The organism is Pseudomonas piscis, from assembly GCF_009380155.1.
Classification (GTDB): domain Bacteria; phylum Pseudomonadota; class Gammaproteobacteria; order Pseudomonadales; family Pseudomonadaceae; genus Aquipseudomonas; species Aquipseudomonas piscis.
In genome coordinates this window covers 1,014,041-1,030,390 of sequence record NZ_WHUV01000001.1, presented here as the reverse complement: position 1 = coordinate 1,030,390, position 16,350 = coordinate 1,014,041, and the positions used below count along the sequence as shown (strand labels likewise).

Below are 16,350 nucleotides of genomic sequence, written 5' to 3'. Positions count from 1 at the left end.
GAAGTCATGTTCAAGCGAAACACCCTAAGCCTCGGTGGCGCCGCCTTGTGCGGCGCCCTCTTGGTCAGCGGCTGCGCCAACCAGATGTCGCAACGCAGCGAGCACGAGGAGCGGGTCGAGCGCAAGCTGCTCGACCACAGCCTGCAGATCGATGTCGGCGAGCCCAAGGTGCTTGAGCTGCCGCAACGACGGGTACGTATCCACGAGCAGAAAACCTTCGAGGTCACCGAGTTCGAGGTTACACGCCGCTACGACCGCTATACCCCCTACCAACCCTGGCGGGAGATCTACGAGATTCCGCTGGGCGCGGTGGCCCTGGTGGCCGGTGTCGGCGCCAACGTGGTCAACGTGTTCGCCCTGGGCAACCTGCCGGATAGCGTCACCAAGGATTGGCTCAGCTACGGCGTCTCCGGGGTCAACCCGTTCATGAACATGCCATCCCATGGTCGAGCCCAGCAGAACCTGGCGGCAATCGACGAGGTCCAGCGCGACAAGCGCGTGGAATATTCGAGCCTGCCCTGGAGCGAACGCCCGGTGCAGGTCAAGGCTGGCAAGCAGACCTACGAGCTGAGTACCGATCGCAACGGCGTGCTGAGCTTGAACCTCCTGAACGACCCGTTTTCCGAGCAGGACCTCAAGCACATCGGCAAGCTGCAGATCAGTGTCGAGGATGCCCAGGACGAGGTGCACTCCGATTCATCCCTGAGCATCAGTCCCGGCCTGCGCAGCAAACTGGTGGAGGCCCACGCGTTGATCTACGACGACCTCGAGGACGACGAAGTCAGTGAGTGGGTGCACCGGGTCAAGCGCCTGTCGCAACTGGGCCTCGAAGAAGAAGCCAGCGAACTGGAGCAGAGCCTGATTGAGCTCACCCGCAACGATCCGGAATTGCAGAAAGAGTTTCTCAAGGCCCTGACCAAGAACGCCGGCCGCCTGGTGGCGGATCCTGGCAGCAACTGATTGTCCCGACCGGCACCATGGGCTCATGCTCCTGGTGCCTGGCTCGCCCTCCTCCCCTATGACTCCCTGAACAACTCCAACTGTTCGTGACCACCACGCAGGTCGTGCAGGCGTACGCCTATGCCCAGCAGTCGCACCGGCTTGCCGCCACGCTTGAAGGCCTGGCTCAACAACTGCCGATAACTCTCAAGGTCACGCCCGGCCCCTGCCTGTTCCAGGGTGGTCTGGGTAAAGTCATGGAACTTCACCTTGACGAACGGCTTGCCCGGTCGGTAGCTGCTGTCGATGCGCGCCATGCGTCCGGCCAGGGTTTCCATCAGCTCCGGCAACTTCTGCAGGCAGCTGTCCAGGTCCGGCAGATCGGTATCGTAGGTGTTCTCCACGCTGATGGATTGCCGCCGGCTGTCATTCTGTACTGGCCGCTCATCGATCCCTCGCGCCAGGCTCCATAGGCGCTCGCCGAAACTACCGAACTCACGCACCAGCGCCAACTTGCTCCAGTCGCGCAACTGCAGGCAGCTGGTTATACCCAGCCGGCTGAGTTTGTCCGCGGTGACCTTGCCCACTCCATGCAGCTTGCTCACTGGCAGCTCGGAGACGAAATCCTCGACCTGGCCCGGAGTGATCACGAATAGCCCGTTGGGCTTCTTCCAGTCACTGGCGATCTTGGCCAGGAACTTGTTCGGCGCAACGCCGGCCGACACCGTGATGTGCAACTGGTTGGAAACGCGCCGGCGGATGTCCTGGGCAATACGCGTGGCGCTGCCGGAGAAGTTCGGGCTGTCGGAGACATCCAGGTAGGCCTCGTCCAGCGATAGCGGCTCGATCAGGTCGGTGTAGTCGCGAAAGATCGTGTGGATCTCCCTGGATGCCTCGCGGTAGGCATCCATGCGCGGCTTGACGATGACCAGGTCCGGGCACAGCGCCAGCGCATGCCGGGACGACATCGCAGAACGCACCCCGTAGGCACGGGCCTCGTAGTTGCAAGTAGCGATCACCCCTCGCCGCTCGGCGGAGCCACCAACGGCCAGGGGCTTGCGGGCCAATTGCGGATCGTCGCGCATTTCGATGGCAGCGTAGAAACAGTCGCAATCGATATGGATGATTTTGCGCTGCATCATGGGAAGGCAGGGATCATGGAAGACCGCCGGAATGGACAGGCGCCCAGTATCTAACGACACCTGTATATAGCACCAGTACCTTGCATCATCCTGCGGGTGCACGAGAGCCACCCGAGGATTTATCCGCTCAATGGATAGTCCCTCGGCAATAGAGCTGAAAGCCCCGTGCCATCTACCTCCAAGCGGTTTTCAAAGCCTGTCTCAAGCGGCTAACCGGTTGAGCCGAAAGCAATTTTTTAAAATTAATGATTGACAGCCTCTCAACTCCCTGTAGAATTCCGCCACATCAGACGCGGGATGGAGCAGCCTGGTAGCTCGTCGGGCTCATAACCCGAAGGTCGTCGGTTCAAATCCGGCTCCCGCAACCAGATATAGAAAAAGGCCACTTCTTTGAAGTGGCCTTTTTTGTGCGCGTCGATTTTTGTCCTCCCCCGGGTACTTCGGAAAAACTCCTTGAGTGACCATGGGTTAAGCATCGAAGTAGAAAAATCGACGCTTATTTGACCCTGATGGACATTAACGGTTGACACTCGGTCGTTCACCTGTAGAATGCCGCCCCACAGACGCGGGATGGAGCAGTCTGGTAGCTCGTCGGGCTCATAACCCGAAGGTCGTCGGTTCAAATCCGGCTCCCGCAACCAAATATCAAAAAAGGCTGCTCGAAAGAGTGGCCTTTTTTGTACCTGTAGAAAAAATCCTTTCGCAACAAAGACCTGGCAAAGTATTGCGAACCTTTGGCGATGCTTCGACTCTTCAATATGCAAGCTATGCTCTGTCTCAAGCCTGTCCTTGCGCCACCCACGCCGGGTCGTCGGGCCACGCCGAGACGCGTTAATATTTGAAATTATTTTTCCACAGGGATTGGTAACTTGGCCGGATACCCCCATCCTGTCGCGCACAATCCACGAGGTGATTGATGCGCGCCAACACGTCTGATTCACAAGACACCGATACCGCTACACAACCCATCACAGTCACTCGTTTGCGCTGGCTGGAACTGCTGAGCAAATACCGCCAGCCGCTCGGCCTGGTGGTGACCTTGCTGCTGTTCGCCATTGCCCTGGTCGCCTGCCGCCACCTGCTCAGCGAGCTGGATTTCTACGCCCTGCACGACTCGATCCTGGAAGTACCCAAGCCGGCCCTGCTCGGCGCACTGGGCGCGACCATCGTCGGCTTCATCATCCTGCTGGGCTATGAGTGGTCTGCCAGCCGTTATGCCGGGGTCGATCTTTCCGGGCGCACCCTGGCCCTGGGCGGATTCACCGCTTTCGCCATCGGCAACGCCATCGGCCTGTCGCTGCTCTCCGGGGGCTCGGTGCGCTACCGGCTTTATGCACGGCACGGGCTGGGCGCTGCCGACGTCGCCCACATGACCCTGTTCGCCAGCCTGTCCCTGGGCTGTGCCCTGCCGCCCCTGGCCGCCCTGGCGACCCTGAGCAACCTGCCCGCCGCCTCGACGGCACTGCGCCTGCCCGAGGGCCTGCTGGCCGGCATCGCCATCGCCGTACTGCTGCTCGGCGCGGTGCTGGCCATGGGGCTTTATCGCCGCCGCCTGCCGGAACAGCCCCTGCGCGACAACCTGCTGGTGCGGATCGGTCGTCGTACCCTGCGCCTGCCCGGACGCCGCCTGACACTCCTGCAACTGATCATCACCGCCCTGGACGTGGCCGCGGCCGCCACCGTGCTGTACCTGCTACTGCCCGAGGCTCCGCCATTCGGCGCATTCCTGCTGGTCTACCTGCTGGCCCTGGCCGCCGGGGTGCTCAGCCATGTACCAGGCGGCGTCGGGGTGTTCGAGGCGATCCTGCTGGCGGCCTTCGCCGACAAGCTGGGAGCCGCGCCACTGGCGGCGGCACTGCTGCTGTATCGACTGATCTACGTCGTGCTGCCGATGCTGGTGGCCTGCGTGCTGCTGCTGATCAACGAAGCCCAGCGCCTGTTCCAGACTCGCCAAACGCTGCGCGCGGCATCGGGCCTGGCGGCTCCGGTCCTCGCGGTGCTGGTGTTCCTCTCCGGCGTGGTGCTGCTGTTCTCCGGCGCCACCCCGGAAATCGATACCCGCCTGCAGCACATCGGCTTCCTGATTCCCCATCGCCTGGTGGACGCTTCGCACTTCGGCGCCAGCCTGATCGGCGTGCTCTGCCTGCTGCTGGCCCAGGGCCTGCGCCGGCGCCTGTCGGCGGCCTGGATGCTCACCACCATCCTGCTGCTGGTGGGCGCCGTGCTGTCCCTGCTCAAGGGTTTCGACTGGGAGGAAGCCTGCCTGATGACCTTGACCGCCAGCCTGCTGGCCGTCTTCCGTCGCTCGTTCTATCGTCCTAGCCGCCTCACCGAATTGCCGTTCTCGCCGCTGTACCTGGTGGCCAGCGTCTGCGTGCTCGGGGCGTCGATCTGGCTGCTGCTGTTCGCCTACCAGGATGTGCCCTACAGCCACCAATTGTGGTGGCAGTTCACCCTCGACGCCGATGCCCCACGGGGCCTGCGCTCGCTGCTGGGCGCCGCGGTCCTGTTGCTGGTGGTATCCCTGACCTGGCTGCTGCGCACCGCGCGCCCGGTGATCCACCTGCCCACCGGCGAAGAACTGGACAAGGCGGCGAAGATCCTCATGGCCTCCTCCCAGCCCGACGGCGGCCTGGCGCTGACCGGCGACAAGGCGCTGCTGTTCCACCCCAACGACGATGCATTCCTGATGTATGCCCGTCGCGGTCGCAGCCTGGTGGCGCTGTATGACCCCATCGGCCCGACCCAGCAACGTGCCGAGATGATCTGGCAGTTCCGTGACCTGTGCGATGTGCACCACGCGCGCCCGGTGTTCTACCAGGTACGGGCGGAGAACCTGCCCTACTACATGGACATCGGCCTGACCGCGATCAAGCTCGGCGAAGAGGCCCGGGTCGATCTCAAGCGCTTCGACCTGGAAGCCAAGGGCAAGGAGATGAAGGACCTGCGCTACACCTGGAACCGTGGTACCCGCGACGGCCTGTCGCTGGAGATCCACGAGCCCGGGCAAGCGCCGATGGACGAACTGAAGGTGATCTCCGACGCCTGGCTGACCGGCAAGAACGTCCGGGAGAAGGGTTTCTCCCTGGGTCGCTTCAGCGACGACTACCTCAAGTACTTCCGCATCGCGATCATTCGTTTTGAAGGACGCCCGGTGGCCTTCGCCAACCTGCTCGAGACCTACAGCCACGACCTGGCCAGCCTCGACCTGATGCGCGCGCACCCGGATGCTCCGAAGCTGACCATGGAGTTCATGATGGTCGGCCTGATCCAGCATTATAAAAATCATGGATATGCCCGCTTCAGCCTGGGGATGGTGCCCCTTTCCGGCCTGCAACCGCGCCGTGGAGCACCGCTGACCCAACGCCTGGGCTCGATGGTGTTCCGCCGCGGCGAGCAGCTCTACAACTTCCAGGGCCTGCGCCGCTTCAAAGACAAGTTCCAGCCTGACTGGGAACCCCGTTACATGGCCGTGCCGGCAGGGCTGGACCCGCTGGTAGCACTGGCCGACACCGCCGCCCTGATCGCGGGCGGCCTGACTGGATTGGTGAAACGCTGATGATTCGACGTACTTGGCGGTATCTGCTGGCCACCCTGGTGGTTCTGGCACTGATCGCAGGTGGTGGCTATTGGTGGTGGAATCGCCCCGCGCCCGAACCGACCCTGGAGCAATTGCCCCAGGCCGATGGCTCGACCCTGACCCGTGTAACCCCCGGCACCAAGGCCAAGGCCCGCGTACTGGTCGCCGTACTGCCGGATTCGACCCTGAGCGACAAGCAACTGCTGGCCCTGAGCCGCGGCGGCGCAGCGCAGATCGTCCAGGTGATCCTGCCCAAGGACGACTGCAAGCTGCAGGAACAGGCCCTGCAAAACGCCCTGCCACAGTTGGCCGGGCCCGCGACCCTGGTCAGCGGCATCGGCCCGGGTGCCGCCCTGGCCTGGCGCTGGATCGCCGCGCAAAACGACGACAAGGCCCAGGCCGTATCGGTGGGCTTCACCATCGACCCGGCGCCGGGTTGCACCGACCCGCTACCCAAGACCATGAGCCATGGCCATTGGCTGGTGGCCTGGAACGACAACCCGGATGACGAAAGCGCCGGCTTCGTACGCGACACCCCCAATGCCACTACCAGCATCAGCGACTACGACGTCCACCTGCCCCAGGTGCTGAACAACGAACTGCGCAAGCTGCTGGTGGGTTCGGACAACGGCGGCCTGAACATTCCTGTGGTGGAAGTCCCGGCCGGCCAGGCCAAGGACACCGTGACCCTGTTCCTCTCGGGCGATGGCGGCTGGCGCGACCTGGACCGCGACGTGGCCGGGGAAATGGCCAAGCTCGGTTATCCGGTGGTGGGTATCGACACCCTGCGCTACTACTGGCAGCACAAGACCCCGGAGCAAAGCGCCACCGACCTCACCGAACTGATGCAGCACTATCGGCAGAAGTGGGGCACCAAGCGTTTCGTCCTGACCGGCTACTCCTTCGGCGCCGACGTCCTGCCGGCCATCTACAACCGCCTGCCGGAAGCCGAGCAGCAGCGGGTCGACGCCATTATCCTGCTGGCCTTCGCCCGCACCGGCAGCTTCGAGATCGAAGTCGAGGGCTGGCTGGGCAACGCCGGCAAGGAAGCCGCCACCGGGCCGGAAATGGCCAAGCTGCCAGCGCCCAAGGTGGTCTGCATCTACGGCGTGGAAGAAGTCAACGAGAGCGGTTGCACCGACAAGACCGCCGTTGGCGAAGCGATGAAACTGCCAGGCGGCCATCACTTCGACGAGAACTACCCGGCCCTGGCCAAGCGTCTGGTGGAGATCATCGAGAAGCGCCAGGCCAATCAAAACGCCAGCAACTGAACGGTACCAGGGTCATCGGCCACGCTGACACCCGAGAAATAGAAGCCCTCCCAGCGAGGGCTTTTTTTCGCCTGGCGCAACACAATCCCGGCATCCAGGCAGGCACAAAAAACCCCTGCGGCGGTCTTGCTGTTCACTCAAGCGAAGTGATCCCTGTAGGAGCGGCCGGTCGACGCTCGATTGCTCGCGATGGTCGTAGCGTGCGTCTACTGGGCAAACGCAGCGCTCTGAAGTCCATCGCGGGCAGGCCTCGCTCCTACCATTTCCTTGAACCACCAGGCGGGAGCTTTTTGTTTGGGCGGCCTCAGATCTCGACCTGGGTTCCCAGCTCGATCACCCGGTTCACCGGCAGCTTGAAGAAGCGCAGGTTGCCGTTGGCGTTCTTCAACATGAAGGCGAACAGCACTTCGCGCCAGCGGGCCATGCCCACCAGCTTGGAGGCGATCACTGTCTCGCGGCTGAGGAAGTAGGTGGTACGCATCGGGCTGAAGTCCAGCTCGTCCAGGTGACACAGCTTCAGGGCCTCGGGCACGTCCGGCTCGTCGGTGAAACCAAAGTGCAGGATCACCCGGAAGAAGCCTTCGCCGTAGGAGTCCACCTCGAACCGACGCTGAGCCGGCACCCGTGGAATGTCCTCGTAGACCACCGTCAGCAACACCACTTGCTCATGCAGCACCTGGTTGTGCAACAGGTTATGCAACAAGGCGTGGGGCACGGCATCCGGGCGAGCAGTGAGGAACACTGCGGTGCCCTGTACCCGATGCGGTGGCTGCACGCGGATGCTGCCGATGAAGATCGGCAACGGCAGCCCCCCTTCGTCCAGGCGATCCACCAGCAGCTCCTTGCCGCGTTTCCAGGTGGTCATCAGGACGAACAGCACGATCCCCGCCAACACCGGGAAGGCACCGCCCTGGACGATCTTCGGTACGTTGGCGGCGAAGAACAGCCCGTCTACCAGCAGGAAGCCCAGCAGGATCGGCATGATCAGCACCGGCGACCATTTCCACAGCAGCAACATCACCGCCGACACCAGGATGCTGGTGATCAGCATGGTACCGGTCACCGCCACGCCATAGGCCGACGCCAGGGCCCCGGAAGACTCGAAGCCCAGCACCAGCAGGATCACCCCGACCATCAGCGACCAGTTCACCGCACCGATGTAGATCTGCCCTTGCTCGGCGCTAGAGGTGTGCTGGATGTACATCCGCGGGATATACCCCAGCTGGATGGCCTGGCGGGTCAGGGAAAAGGCGCCGGAAATCACCGCCTGGGAAGCGATCACCGTGGCCAGGGTCGCCAGCCCCACCAGCGGGATCAGGGCCCAGCTCGGTGCCAGCAGGTAGAACGGGTTGCGTGCCGCCTCGGGGTTCTCCAGCAACAACGCACCCTGACCGAAGTAGTTCAGCACCAGGGCCGGCAACACCAGGGCGAACCAGGCCCGGGCGATGGGCTTGCGCCCAAAGTGGCCCATGTCGGCATACAGCGCCTCGGCACCGGTCAGGGCCAGTACCACGGCCCCCAGGATCGCCACGCCCATGCCCGGATGGGAGATGAAGAAACGCACGGCCCACACCGGGTTCAACGCCTGCAGCACTTCAGGATGCTGGGCGATGCCGTGGATGCCCAAGCCTCCGAGGACCAGGAACCAGGCCACCATCACTGGGCCGAACAGCTTGCCGATGCGATCGGTGCCGTGCTTCTGGATCAGGAACAGCGCCACCAGCACTACCAGCGCCAGCGGTACCACCCAGTGCTCCAGGCCACTGAACGCCAGCTCCAGGCCTTCGACCGCCGAAAGTACCGAGATCGCCGGGGTGATCATGCTGTCGCCATAGAACAGCGAGGCGCCGATCAGGCCAAGGATCACCAGCACCGAGCGCAAGCGCGGGTAGGAGGCCGATGCGCGCCGGGCCAGGGCGGTCAGGGCCATGATCCCGCCCTCACCCTGGTTGTCGGCACGCAGGATGAACAATACGTACTTGATCGAGACGACCCAGACCAGCGACCAGAAGATCAGCGCCAGGATGCCGAACACCCCATCATGGTTGACCTGGACGCCATAACTGCCGGAAAAGACTTCTTTGAGGGTATAGAGCGGGCTGGTACCGATGTCGCCATAAACCACCCCTACCGCCGCGACCAGCATGCTCAAAGGCCGCGCGACCGAATGCTCGGCGCCCGCCGCCTGACTACTTGCCTGACCCATCCAATACTCCTGATTCCAGACCCGGCTTCTTAGAATGAAACGCTATGCTTTGGTATTGCAGCATGTGCGGCTTTACTTGTTGTTACAGACGTTTGATTGACTACAAGAATTCGCCTGTGCGCAACGGCGCGAAGCATAGCGCAGCACTCGTCGTATTTCCCTGCATAAAGCTGGTCAAGTGCGCTGCTCATCGCTAGAATTGCGCACTTTTTGATCAGAGGCGCCCAAAGCGCCCGTTCACCGCCAGCGCATCCATCCAGATCGCCGAGCGGCCAGACACCTATACCGAGGTTAGACATGTCCACCCCTACCGCGCCAGCCAACCCCAAGGTCGGCTTCGTTTCCCTGGGTTGCCCCAAGGCTCTGGTCGACTCCGAGCGCATCCTCACCCAACTGCGCATGGAAGGCTATGACGTGGTGTCCACCTACCAGGACGCCGATGTCGTGGTGGTCAATACCTGTGGCTTCATCGACTCGGCCAAGGCCGAATCCCTGGAAGTGATCGGCGAAGCCATCAAGGAAAACGGCAAGGTCATCGTGACCGGCTGCATGGGCGTGGAAGAAGGCAACATCCGCGATGTGCACCCCAGCGTGCTGGCGGTGACCGGCCCACAGCAGTACGAGCAAGTAGTCAGCGCGGTGCACGAAGTGGTGCCACCGAAGCAGGACCACAATCCGCTGATCGACCTGGTGCCACCACAGGGCGTCAAGCTGACCCCACGGCACTACGCCTACCTGAAGATTTCCGAAGGCTGCAACCACAGCTGCAGCTTCTGCATCATCCCGTCGATGCGCGGCAAGCTGGTCAGCCGCCCGGTGGGCGACGTGCTCGACGAAGCCCAGCGCCTGGTCAAGTCCGGGGTCAAGGAACTGCTGGTAATCTCCCAGGACACCAGCGCCTATGGCGTCGACGTCAAGTACCGCACCGGCTTCTGGAATGGCGCGCCGGTCAAGACCCGCATGACCGAACTCTGCGAAGCCCTGAGCACCCTGGGCGTCTGGGTCCGCCTGCACTACGTCTACCCGTATCCACACGTCGACGAGCTGATCCCGCTGATGGCCGCCGGCAAGATCCTGCCGTACCTGGACATCCCGTTCCAGCACGCCAGCCCGAAAGTGCTCAAGGCCATGAAGCGCCCGGCCTTCGAAGACAAGACCCTGGCCCGGATCAAGAACTGGCGCGAAATCTGCCCCGAGCTGATCATCCGCTCCACCTTCATCGTCGGCTTCCCCGGCGAAACCGAGGAAGACTTCCAGTACCTGCTGGACTGGCTCACCGAAGCCCAGCTGGACCGCGTCGGCTGCTTCCAGTATTCCCCGGTCGAAGGCGCTCCGGCCAACGACCTGGACCTGGAAGTGGTGCCGGATGACGTCAAGCAGGATCGTTGGGAGCGCTTCATGGCGCACCAGCAGGAAATCAGCTCGGCACGCCTGCAACAGCGCGTCGGCAAGGAAATCGAAGTACTGATCGACGAAGTCGACGAGCAAGGCGCCGTGGGCCGCTGCTTCTTCGATGCCCCGGAGATCGACGGCAACGTCTTCATCGACAATGCCAGCCACCTGAAGCCGGGCGACAAGGTCCGCTGCCGGGTGACCGACGCCGACGAGTACGATCTCTGGGCCCAGATCCTGTAAGGCGTAAAAAAACTGCCAAGCCCCGCTCTCGCAACGAGATGCGGGGCTTTTTTAGGTCTATCGTTTGCTCTGGAATGTGCTTCAACCCAAGCCCAAGGAGCAGGCGGCATGCGCCAACATCCAGTCATCCATACCCCGAAATTCAGCGACTACCCGGAACTGACCCAGGTCTGGGAAGCCTCGGTACGCGCCACCCACGATTTTCTCCCGGATAGCTATATCGAACTGCTGAGGAACCTGGTGCTGACCCGCTACCTGGATGCGGTGATGCTGATCTGTACCCGCGACCAGCGCCAGCGCATCAGTGGTTTCGCCGGGGTCGCGGCGGGCAAGGTAGAGATGCTGTTCATCCATCCGGACCACCGCGGCCAGGGCCTGGGTCGGCAGTTGCTGCACTACGCCGTGGAACACCTGAATGCCATCCAGCTGGACGTCAACGAACAGAACCCCCAGGCCCTGGGGTTCTACTTCAAGCAAGGGTTCGAGATCGTCGGTCGCTCGGAACAGGATGGCATGGGCCAGCCCTACCCTCTGCTGCACATGCGCCTGAAGCAACCACAGGCGCAGGCGCGAAGCGGCTAATGGCCACGCCCGGTAAATGGACCCGCGATTAACCGGCGCCAGGCAGGTACAATAGCTGCCCTCTTTTACAACGGCCCCTGTCATGACCGACCCGATTCGTCTCTCCAAACGCCTCATCGAACTGGTCGGCTGCTCCCGCCGGGAAGCCGAGCTGTTCATCGAAGGCGGCTGGGTCACCGTGGATGGCGAAGTCATCGACGAGCCACAGTTCAAGGTCGGCGCCCAGAAGGTGGTCCTCGACCCCGAGGCCAAGGCCACCGCTCCGGAGCCTGTGACCATCCTGCTCAACGTGCCCGCCGGCCAGGACGTGGAAAGCGCCCGGCTGTCGATCAGTGCTGCCAGCCTGTCGGATGAGCATCGCTTCGGCAAACGCCCCCTGCGCGGGCATTTTGCCCGCCTCAATGCCAGCGACGACCTGCAACCCGGCGCCAGCGGCCTGTTGGTGTTCACCCAGGACTGGCGGGTTCAGCGCAAGCTCAGTGCCGATGCCTCCAAGATCGAACAGGAATACCTGGTCGAGGTTTCCGGGCAGATGATCGAGCACGGCTTCAACCGCCTGAACCACGGCGTGACCTACAAGGGGCGCGAGCTGCCGCCGGTGAAAGCCAGCTGGCAGAGCGAGAACCGCCTGCGCTTCGCCTTGAAGAATCCACAACCCGGGATGATCGCGCTGTTCTGCCAGGCTGTCGGCCTGCAGGTCATCGCCATTCGCCGAATCCGCATCGGCGGCGTATCGATCGGCAAGGTGCCGCTGGGCCAATGGCGCTACCTGTCGGCCAAAGAGAAATTCTGAATTCCCCAGCCCCTGTCCTCGTTCAGGACAGGTGCACAGACCAGGACCTCAACATGATCCACAACGATGTACTGCGCAGCGTGCGCTACATGCTCGACATCAGCGACCAGAAGATGGTCGATATCATCAAGCTCACCGGTTTCAGCGCCAGCCTGGAAGAAATCGTCAGCTACCTGAAGAAGGACGAGGAAGAAGGCTTCGTGCGCTGCCCGGACCAGACCATGGCGTACTTCCTCGATGGCCTGGTGATCTTCAAGCGCGGCAAGGATGACAGCCGCCCGCCGCTGCCGATCGAACTGCCGGTGACCAACAACATCATCCTGAAGAAATTGCGCGTAGCCTTCGAATTGAAGGAAGACGACATGCATGCCGTGCTCAAGGCGGCCAACTTCCCGGTGTCCAAGCCAGAGTTGAGCGCCTTGTTCCGCAAGTCCGGGCACAACAACTACCGGCCTTGCGGTGACCAGCTGCTGCGCAACTTCCTCAAGGGCCTGACCCTGCGCGTGCGCGGCTAAGCCTGGCGACCATGGCCTACAGCGTCTCCCCCATCGGCTTCGTGCGCTCCTGTTTCAAGGAGAAGTTCGCCATCCCGCGCCAGCCGCAATTGGCACCAGCCGCCCGCGGTGTGCTGGAGCTGGTGCCGCCCTTCGACCAGGGCGACGCGGTCCAGGGGCTGGAGCAGGTCAGCCATGTCTGGCTGCTGTTCATGTTCCACCAGGCCCTGGAGGACAAGCCACGACTCAAGGTGCGCCCACCACGCCTGGGGGGCAACAAGTCCATGGGCGTCTTCGCCACCCGGGCCACCCACAGGCCCAACGGCATAGGCCAGTCGGTGGTCAAGCTGGACCGGGTCGAGGCGAATCGCCTGTGGATCTCCGGCATCGACCTGCTGGATGGCACGCCGATCCTCGACATCAAGCCCTACGTGCCCTATGCCGACAGCATCGCCGGGGCCCGCAATGAAATCGCCAGCACCGCGCCGGTGCTCATTCCGGTGCAATGGCAACCCCAGGCCCTGGAACAGGCGCAGCTGCACGCCTTGCGCCTGCAGGAGCCATTGCTGGAACTGATCGAGCAGTGCCTGGCCCAGGACCCTCGTCCGGCCTATCAGGTGCCCAGTCCGGAGCGCGAGTACGGTGCCCAGTTCTGGGACCTGGACGTGCGCTGGCATTACCCCGAGCCCGGACTGATCCGGATATTGGCAGTGGTGCCAGCCAACTGATCCTGCACAAACAAAAAAGCCCGCGTTGCCTTCACAGGCAACGCGGGCTTTTTGCTCGATGCGAGGCGCTTACTTCTCGACGAAGGCGCGCTCGATCAGGTAGTCACCCGGCTCGCGCATGCGCGGCGAGACGGTCAGGCCGAAGCTGTTGAGCACTTCACTGGTCTCGTCCAGCATGCTCGGGCTGCCGCACAGCATGGCGCGATCGTCCTGCGGGTTGATCGGCGGCAGGCCGATGTCGCGGAACAGCTTGCCGCTGCGCATCAGGTCGGTCAGGCGGCCTTCGTTCTCGAATGGCTCGCGAGTCACGGTGGGGTAGTAGATCAGCTTCTCGCGCAGGGCCTCGCCGAAGAACTCGTTCTGCGGCAGGTGCTCGGTGATGAACTCGCGATAGGCGACTTCATTGACGTAGCGAACGCCGTGGCACAGGATCACTTTCTCGAACCGCTCGTAGGTTTCAGGATCCTGGATCACGCTCATGAACGGCGCCAGGCCAGTGCCGGTGCTGAGCAGATAGAGGTGCTTGCCAGGCTTCAGGTCATCCAGAACCAGGGTACCAGTTGGTTTCTTGCTGATGATGATCTCATCGCCTTCCTTCAGGTGCTGCAGCTGGGAGGTCAGCGGACCGTCAGGAACCTTGATGCTGAAGAATTCGAGATGCTCTTCCCAGTTCGGGCTGGCAATGGAGTAAGCACGCATAAGCGGACGGCCGTTGGGCTGTTGCAGGCCGATCATCACGAACTGACCGTTCTCGAAGCGCAGGCCCGGATCGCGGGTGCACTTGAAGCTGAACAGAGTGTCGTTCCAGTGATGAACACTGAGGACACGCTCGTGGTTCATGTTGCTCATGTACGGGGACTCCTAGAAATTGCCTGCGCTGACCATGAGCGCAATTGCACAGCATTCTAATGGCAGCGACAATATCTGTTAACTGGATTATTAAGATAAGGGTTATCGGTTATATCGATATGCGATTCACTCTCCGTCAACTCCAGGTTTTCGTCGCCGTCGCCCAGCAAGAGAGCGTCTCCCGGGCCGCTGGGCTCCTGGCCCTGTCGCAATCGGCAGCGAGCACCTCGATCACCGAACTCGAGCGCCAGTCCAGTTGCCAGCTGTTCGATCGGGCCGGCAAACGCCTGAGCCTCAACGCCCTGGGTAAGCAACTGCTGCCTCAAGCCGTGGCACTGCTGGACCAGGCCAAGGAAATCGAAGACCTGCTCAATGGCAAGTCCGGTTTCGGCTCGCTGTCGGTGGGCGCGACCCTGACCATCGGCAATTACCTGGCGACCTTGCTGATCGGCAGCTTCATGCAGGTGCACCCTGAAAGCCAGGTCAAGCTCCATGTGCAGAACACTGCGCATATCGTGCAACAGGTCGCCCACTACGAAATTGATCTGGGTCTAATCGAAGGCGACTGCAACCATCCGGATATAGAAGTGCAAAGCTGGGTCGAGGACGAACTGGTGGTGTTCTGCGCCCCCCAGCACCCGCTGGCCAAGCGTGGCCACGCCACCATGGAGGACCTGACCCGCGAAGCCTGGATCCTGCGGGAACAAGGCTCGGGCACGCGGCTGACCTTCGACCAGGCCATGCGTCATCACCGCAGCGCCCTGAACATTCGCCTGGAGCTGGAGCATACGGAGGCCATCAAGCGCGCCGTGGAATCGGGATTGGGCATTGGCTGCATCTCCAGGCTGGCCCTGCGCGACGCATTTCGCCGCGGCAGCCTGGTACCGGTGGAAACACCGGGCCTGGACCTGGCCCGGCAGTTCTATTTCATCTGGCACAAGCAGAAGTACCAGACTTCGGCGATGCGCGAGTTCCTCGAGCTTTGTCGCGCCTTCACTTCCGGTGTACGGCGCAGCGACGAGATAGTGCTACCGAGCATTCCCTAGATCAGGATCACCGCCCAGACGATGGTGATCATGCTCAGGGCGATGAACTGCGCCGCGCTGCCCATGTCCTTGGCGTTCTTCGACAACGGGTGGCGATCCAGGGAGATCCGGTCGATGGCCGCCTCCACCGCCGAGTTGAGCAACTCGACGATCAGCGCCAACAGGCAGACGGCGATCAACAATGCACGTTCGACCCGGCTGACATCGAGCAGGAAGCTCAGGGGCACGAGGATCACATTGAGCAGCACCAATTGGCGGAAAGCCGCTTCACCGGTGAAGGCCGCGCGCAGGCCATCGAAGGAATAGCCAGTGGCGTTGAGGATGCGTTTGAGACCGGTTTGACCTTTGAAAGGCGACATAAGCTGGGCAACTGCAAGAAAAGGTGTGGGGAAGCTAGTTCAACCAAAGTCAAAAAAGCGTGAACGAAAAGCCGATCAATGGCCGGAAATTGACTCAAGTTGTTGCAAGAGCAACGCCGCCTGGGTCCGGGTACGAACACCCAATTTGCGGAAGATCGCGGTCACGTGGGCCTTGATCGTCGCCTCCGACACGTTCAGCTCATAAGCGATCTGCTTGTTCAGCAACCCTTCGCACACCATGGTCAGTACCCGGAACTGCTGCGGCGTCAAGCTTGCCAGGCCCTCGCTGGCGGCCTTGGCCTCGTCCGAGACGCTGACCTGCTCGAAGGCCTGCGGCGGCCACCAGACATCACCGTCGAGCACACTGCGCACGGCCTGCTGGATGACTTCCAGGGAACTGGACTTGGGAATGAAACCGCTGGCCCCGAACTCGCGGGAGCGCACCATCACGGATGCTTCTTCCTGAGCCGAAACCATTACCACGGGAATCTGTGGATACTGGCCGCGCAACAGCACCAGCCCGGAAAAGCCGTAGGCGCCGGGCATGTTCAGGTCCAGGAGGACCAGGTCCCAGTCGGCTTTCTCGGTAAGGCGGGTTTCCAGTTCGGCGATGCTCGCCACTTCAACCAGGCGCACGTCGGAACCCAGGCCCAAGGTAACGGCCTGGTGCAGCGCACTGCGAAAAAGCGGGTGGTCATCGGCAATCAGGATTTCGTATGTGGCCAT

At 62.4% G+C, this 16,350-nt stretch carries 15 protein-coding genes and 2 tRNA genes; 11 read left to right on the top strand and 6 right to left on the bottom strand.

The genetic code is table 11. From position 1 onward, the window contains the following. Positions 1 to 6: 6 nt before the first annotated feature. Positions 7 to 960, top strand: coding sequence for a hypothetical protein (locus GDH07_RS04870; protein WP_022642668.1), 954 nt, complete (start codon positions 7 to 9; stop codon positions 958 to 960). A gap of 56 nt (positions 961 to 1,016) precedes the next feature. Here the strand turns inward: GDH07_RS04870 and dinB are convergent, their stop codons facing one another. Then, a complete protein-coding gene (gene dinB / locus GDH07_RS04865) occupies positions 1,017 to 2,081 on the bottom strand; it encodes a DNA polymerase IV (protein WP_152896807.1) in 1,065 nt (354 codons plus the stop codon). Between the two features lie 291 nt (positions 2,082 to 2,372). Between dinB and GDH07_RS04860 the strand changes: the two genes are divergently transcribed. From GDH07_RS04860 to GDH07_RS04840, 4 genes are all read left to right on the top strand, one after another. Beyond that, positions 2,373 to 2,449, top strand: a tRNA-Met gene (locus GDH07_RS04860). A gap of 196 nt (positions 2,450 to 2,645) precedes the next feature. Then, positions 2,646 to 2,722: transfer RNA gene (locus GDH07_RS04855), tRNA-Met, on the top strand. Between the two features lie 275 nt (positions 2,723 to 2,997). Continuing rightward, the gene (mprF, locus tag GDH07_RS04845) at positions 2,998 to 5,640 is read left to right on the top strand and encodes a bifunctional lysylphosphatidylglycerol flippase/synthetase MprF (protein WP_152896806.1); all 2,643 of its coding nucleotides are present in this window, start codon (positions 2,998 to 3,000) and stop codon (positions 5,638 to 5,640) included. Then, on the top strand, positions 5,640 to 6,932 hold the full coding sequence (locus GDH07_RS04840; protein WP_053135581.1) for a virulence factor family protein: 1,293 nt from the start codon (positions 5,640 to 5,642) through the stop codon (positions 6,930 to 6,932). The genes mprF and GDH07_RS04840 overlap by 1 nt, the downstream gene beginning before the upstream one ends. Here the strand turns inward: GDH07_RS04840 and GDH07_RS32235 are convergent. After that, entirely contained in the window at positions 6,914 to 7,069 is a 156-nt protein-coding gene (locus GDH07_RS32235) for a hypothetical protein (RefSeq protein WP_157064370.1), read from the bottom strand. The genes GDH07_RS04840 and GDH07_RS32235 overlap by 19 nt on opposite strands. A gap of 167 nt (positions 7,070 to 7,236) precedes the next feature. Continuing rightward, positions 7,237 to 9,078, bottom strand: coding sequence for a potassium transporter Kup (locus tag GDH07_RS04835; protein ID WP_413210262.1), 1,842 nt, complete (start codon positions 9,076 to 9,078; stop codon positions 7,237 to 7,239). Between the two features lie 357 nt (positions 9,079 to 9,435). Between GDH07_RS04835 and rimO the strand changes: the two genes are divergently transcribed. The 5 genes from rimO (at position 9,436) to tsaA (ending at position 13,370) form a co-directional block, all read left to right on the top strand. Further along, the gene (gene rimO, locus GDH07_RS04825) at positions 9,436 to 10,773 is read left to right on the top strand and encodes a 30S ribosomal protein S12 methylthiotransferase RimO (protein ID WP_152896803.1); all 1,338 of its coding nucleotides are present in this window, start codon (positions 9,436 to 9,438) and stop codon (positions 10,771 to 10,773) included. 108 nt (positions 10,774 to 10,881) lie between these two features. Continuing rightward, positions 10,882 to 11,355, top strand: a complete 474-nt coding sequence (locus GDH07_RS04820) for a GNAT family N-acetyltransferase (protein ID WP_152896802.1) — start codon at positions 10,882 to 10,884, stop codon at positions 11,353 to 11,355. Between the two features lie 82 nt (positions 11,356 to 11,437). After that, positions 11,438 to 12,148: an rRNA pseudouridine synthase gene (locus GDH07_RS04815; protein WP_022642662.1), complete on the top strand. Its 711-nt coding sequence runs from the start codon at positions 11,438 to 11,440 to the stop codon at positions 12,146 to 12,148. Between the two features lie 53 nt (positions 12,149 to 12,201). Beyond that, positions 12,202 to 12,663, top strand: coding sequence for a YehS family protein (locus tag GDH07_RS04810; protein ID WP_022642661.1), 462 nt, complete (start codon positions 12,202 to 12,204; stop codon positions 12,661 to 12,663). Between the two features lie 11 nt (positions 12,664 to 12,674). Beyond that, positions 12,675 to 13,370 (top strand): tRNA (N6-threonylcarbamoyladenosine(37)-N6)-methyltransferase TrmO, encoded by a 696-nt coding sequence (tsaA, locus tag GDH07_RS04805; protein WP_152896801.1) that lies wholly within the window; start codon positions 12,675 to 12,677, stop codon positions 13,368 to 13,370. 69 nt (positions 13,371 to 13,439) lie between these two features. Here tsaA and fpr read toward each other — a convergent pair whose 3' ends face one another. Continuing rightward, positions 13,440 to 14,219, bottom strand: a complete 780-nt coding sequence (gene fpr, locus GDH07_RS04800; RefSeq protein WP_003198368.1) for a ferredoxin-NADP reductase — start codon at positions 14,217 to 14,219, stop codon at positions 13,440 to 13,442. A 119-nt stretch (positions 14,220 to 14,338) separates the two neighbouring features. Here fpr and GDH07_RS04795 point away from each other — a divergent pair, with 119 nt between their 5' ends. Further along, positions 14,339 to 15,265, top strand: coding sequence for a LysR family transcriptional regulator (locus GDH07_RS04795; protein WP_053135597.1), 927 nt, complete (start codon positions 14,339 to 14,341; stop codon positions 15,263 to 15,265). Here GDH07_RS04795 and GDH07_RS04790 read toward each other — a convergent pair. Together GDH07_RS04790 and erdR are read right to left on the bottom strand one after the other, a co-directional pair. After that, complete coding sequence (locus GDH07_RS04790) at positions 15,262 to 15,624, bottom strand: diacylglycerol kinase (protein ID WP_022642657.1); 363 nt, start codon at positions 15,622 to 15,624, stop codon at positions 15,262 to 15,264. The two genes, GDH07_RS04795 and GDH07_RS04790, sit on opposite strands and share 4 nt — an antisense overlap. 75 nt (positions 15,625 to 15,699) lie before the next feature. Next, entirely contained in the window at positions 15,700 to 16,350 is a 651-nt protein-coding gene (erdR, locus tag GDH07_RS04785; protein ID WP_022642656.1) for a response regulator transcription factor ErdR, read from the bottom strand.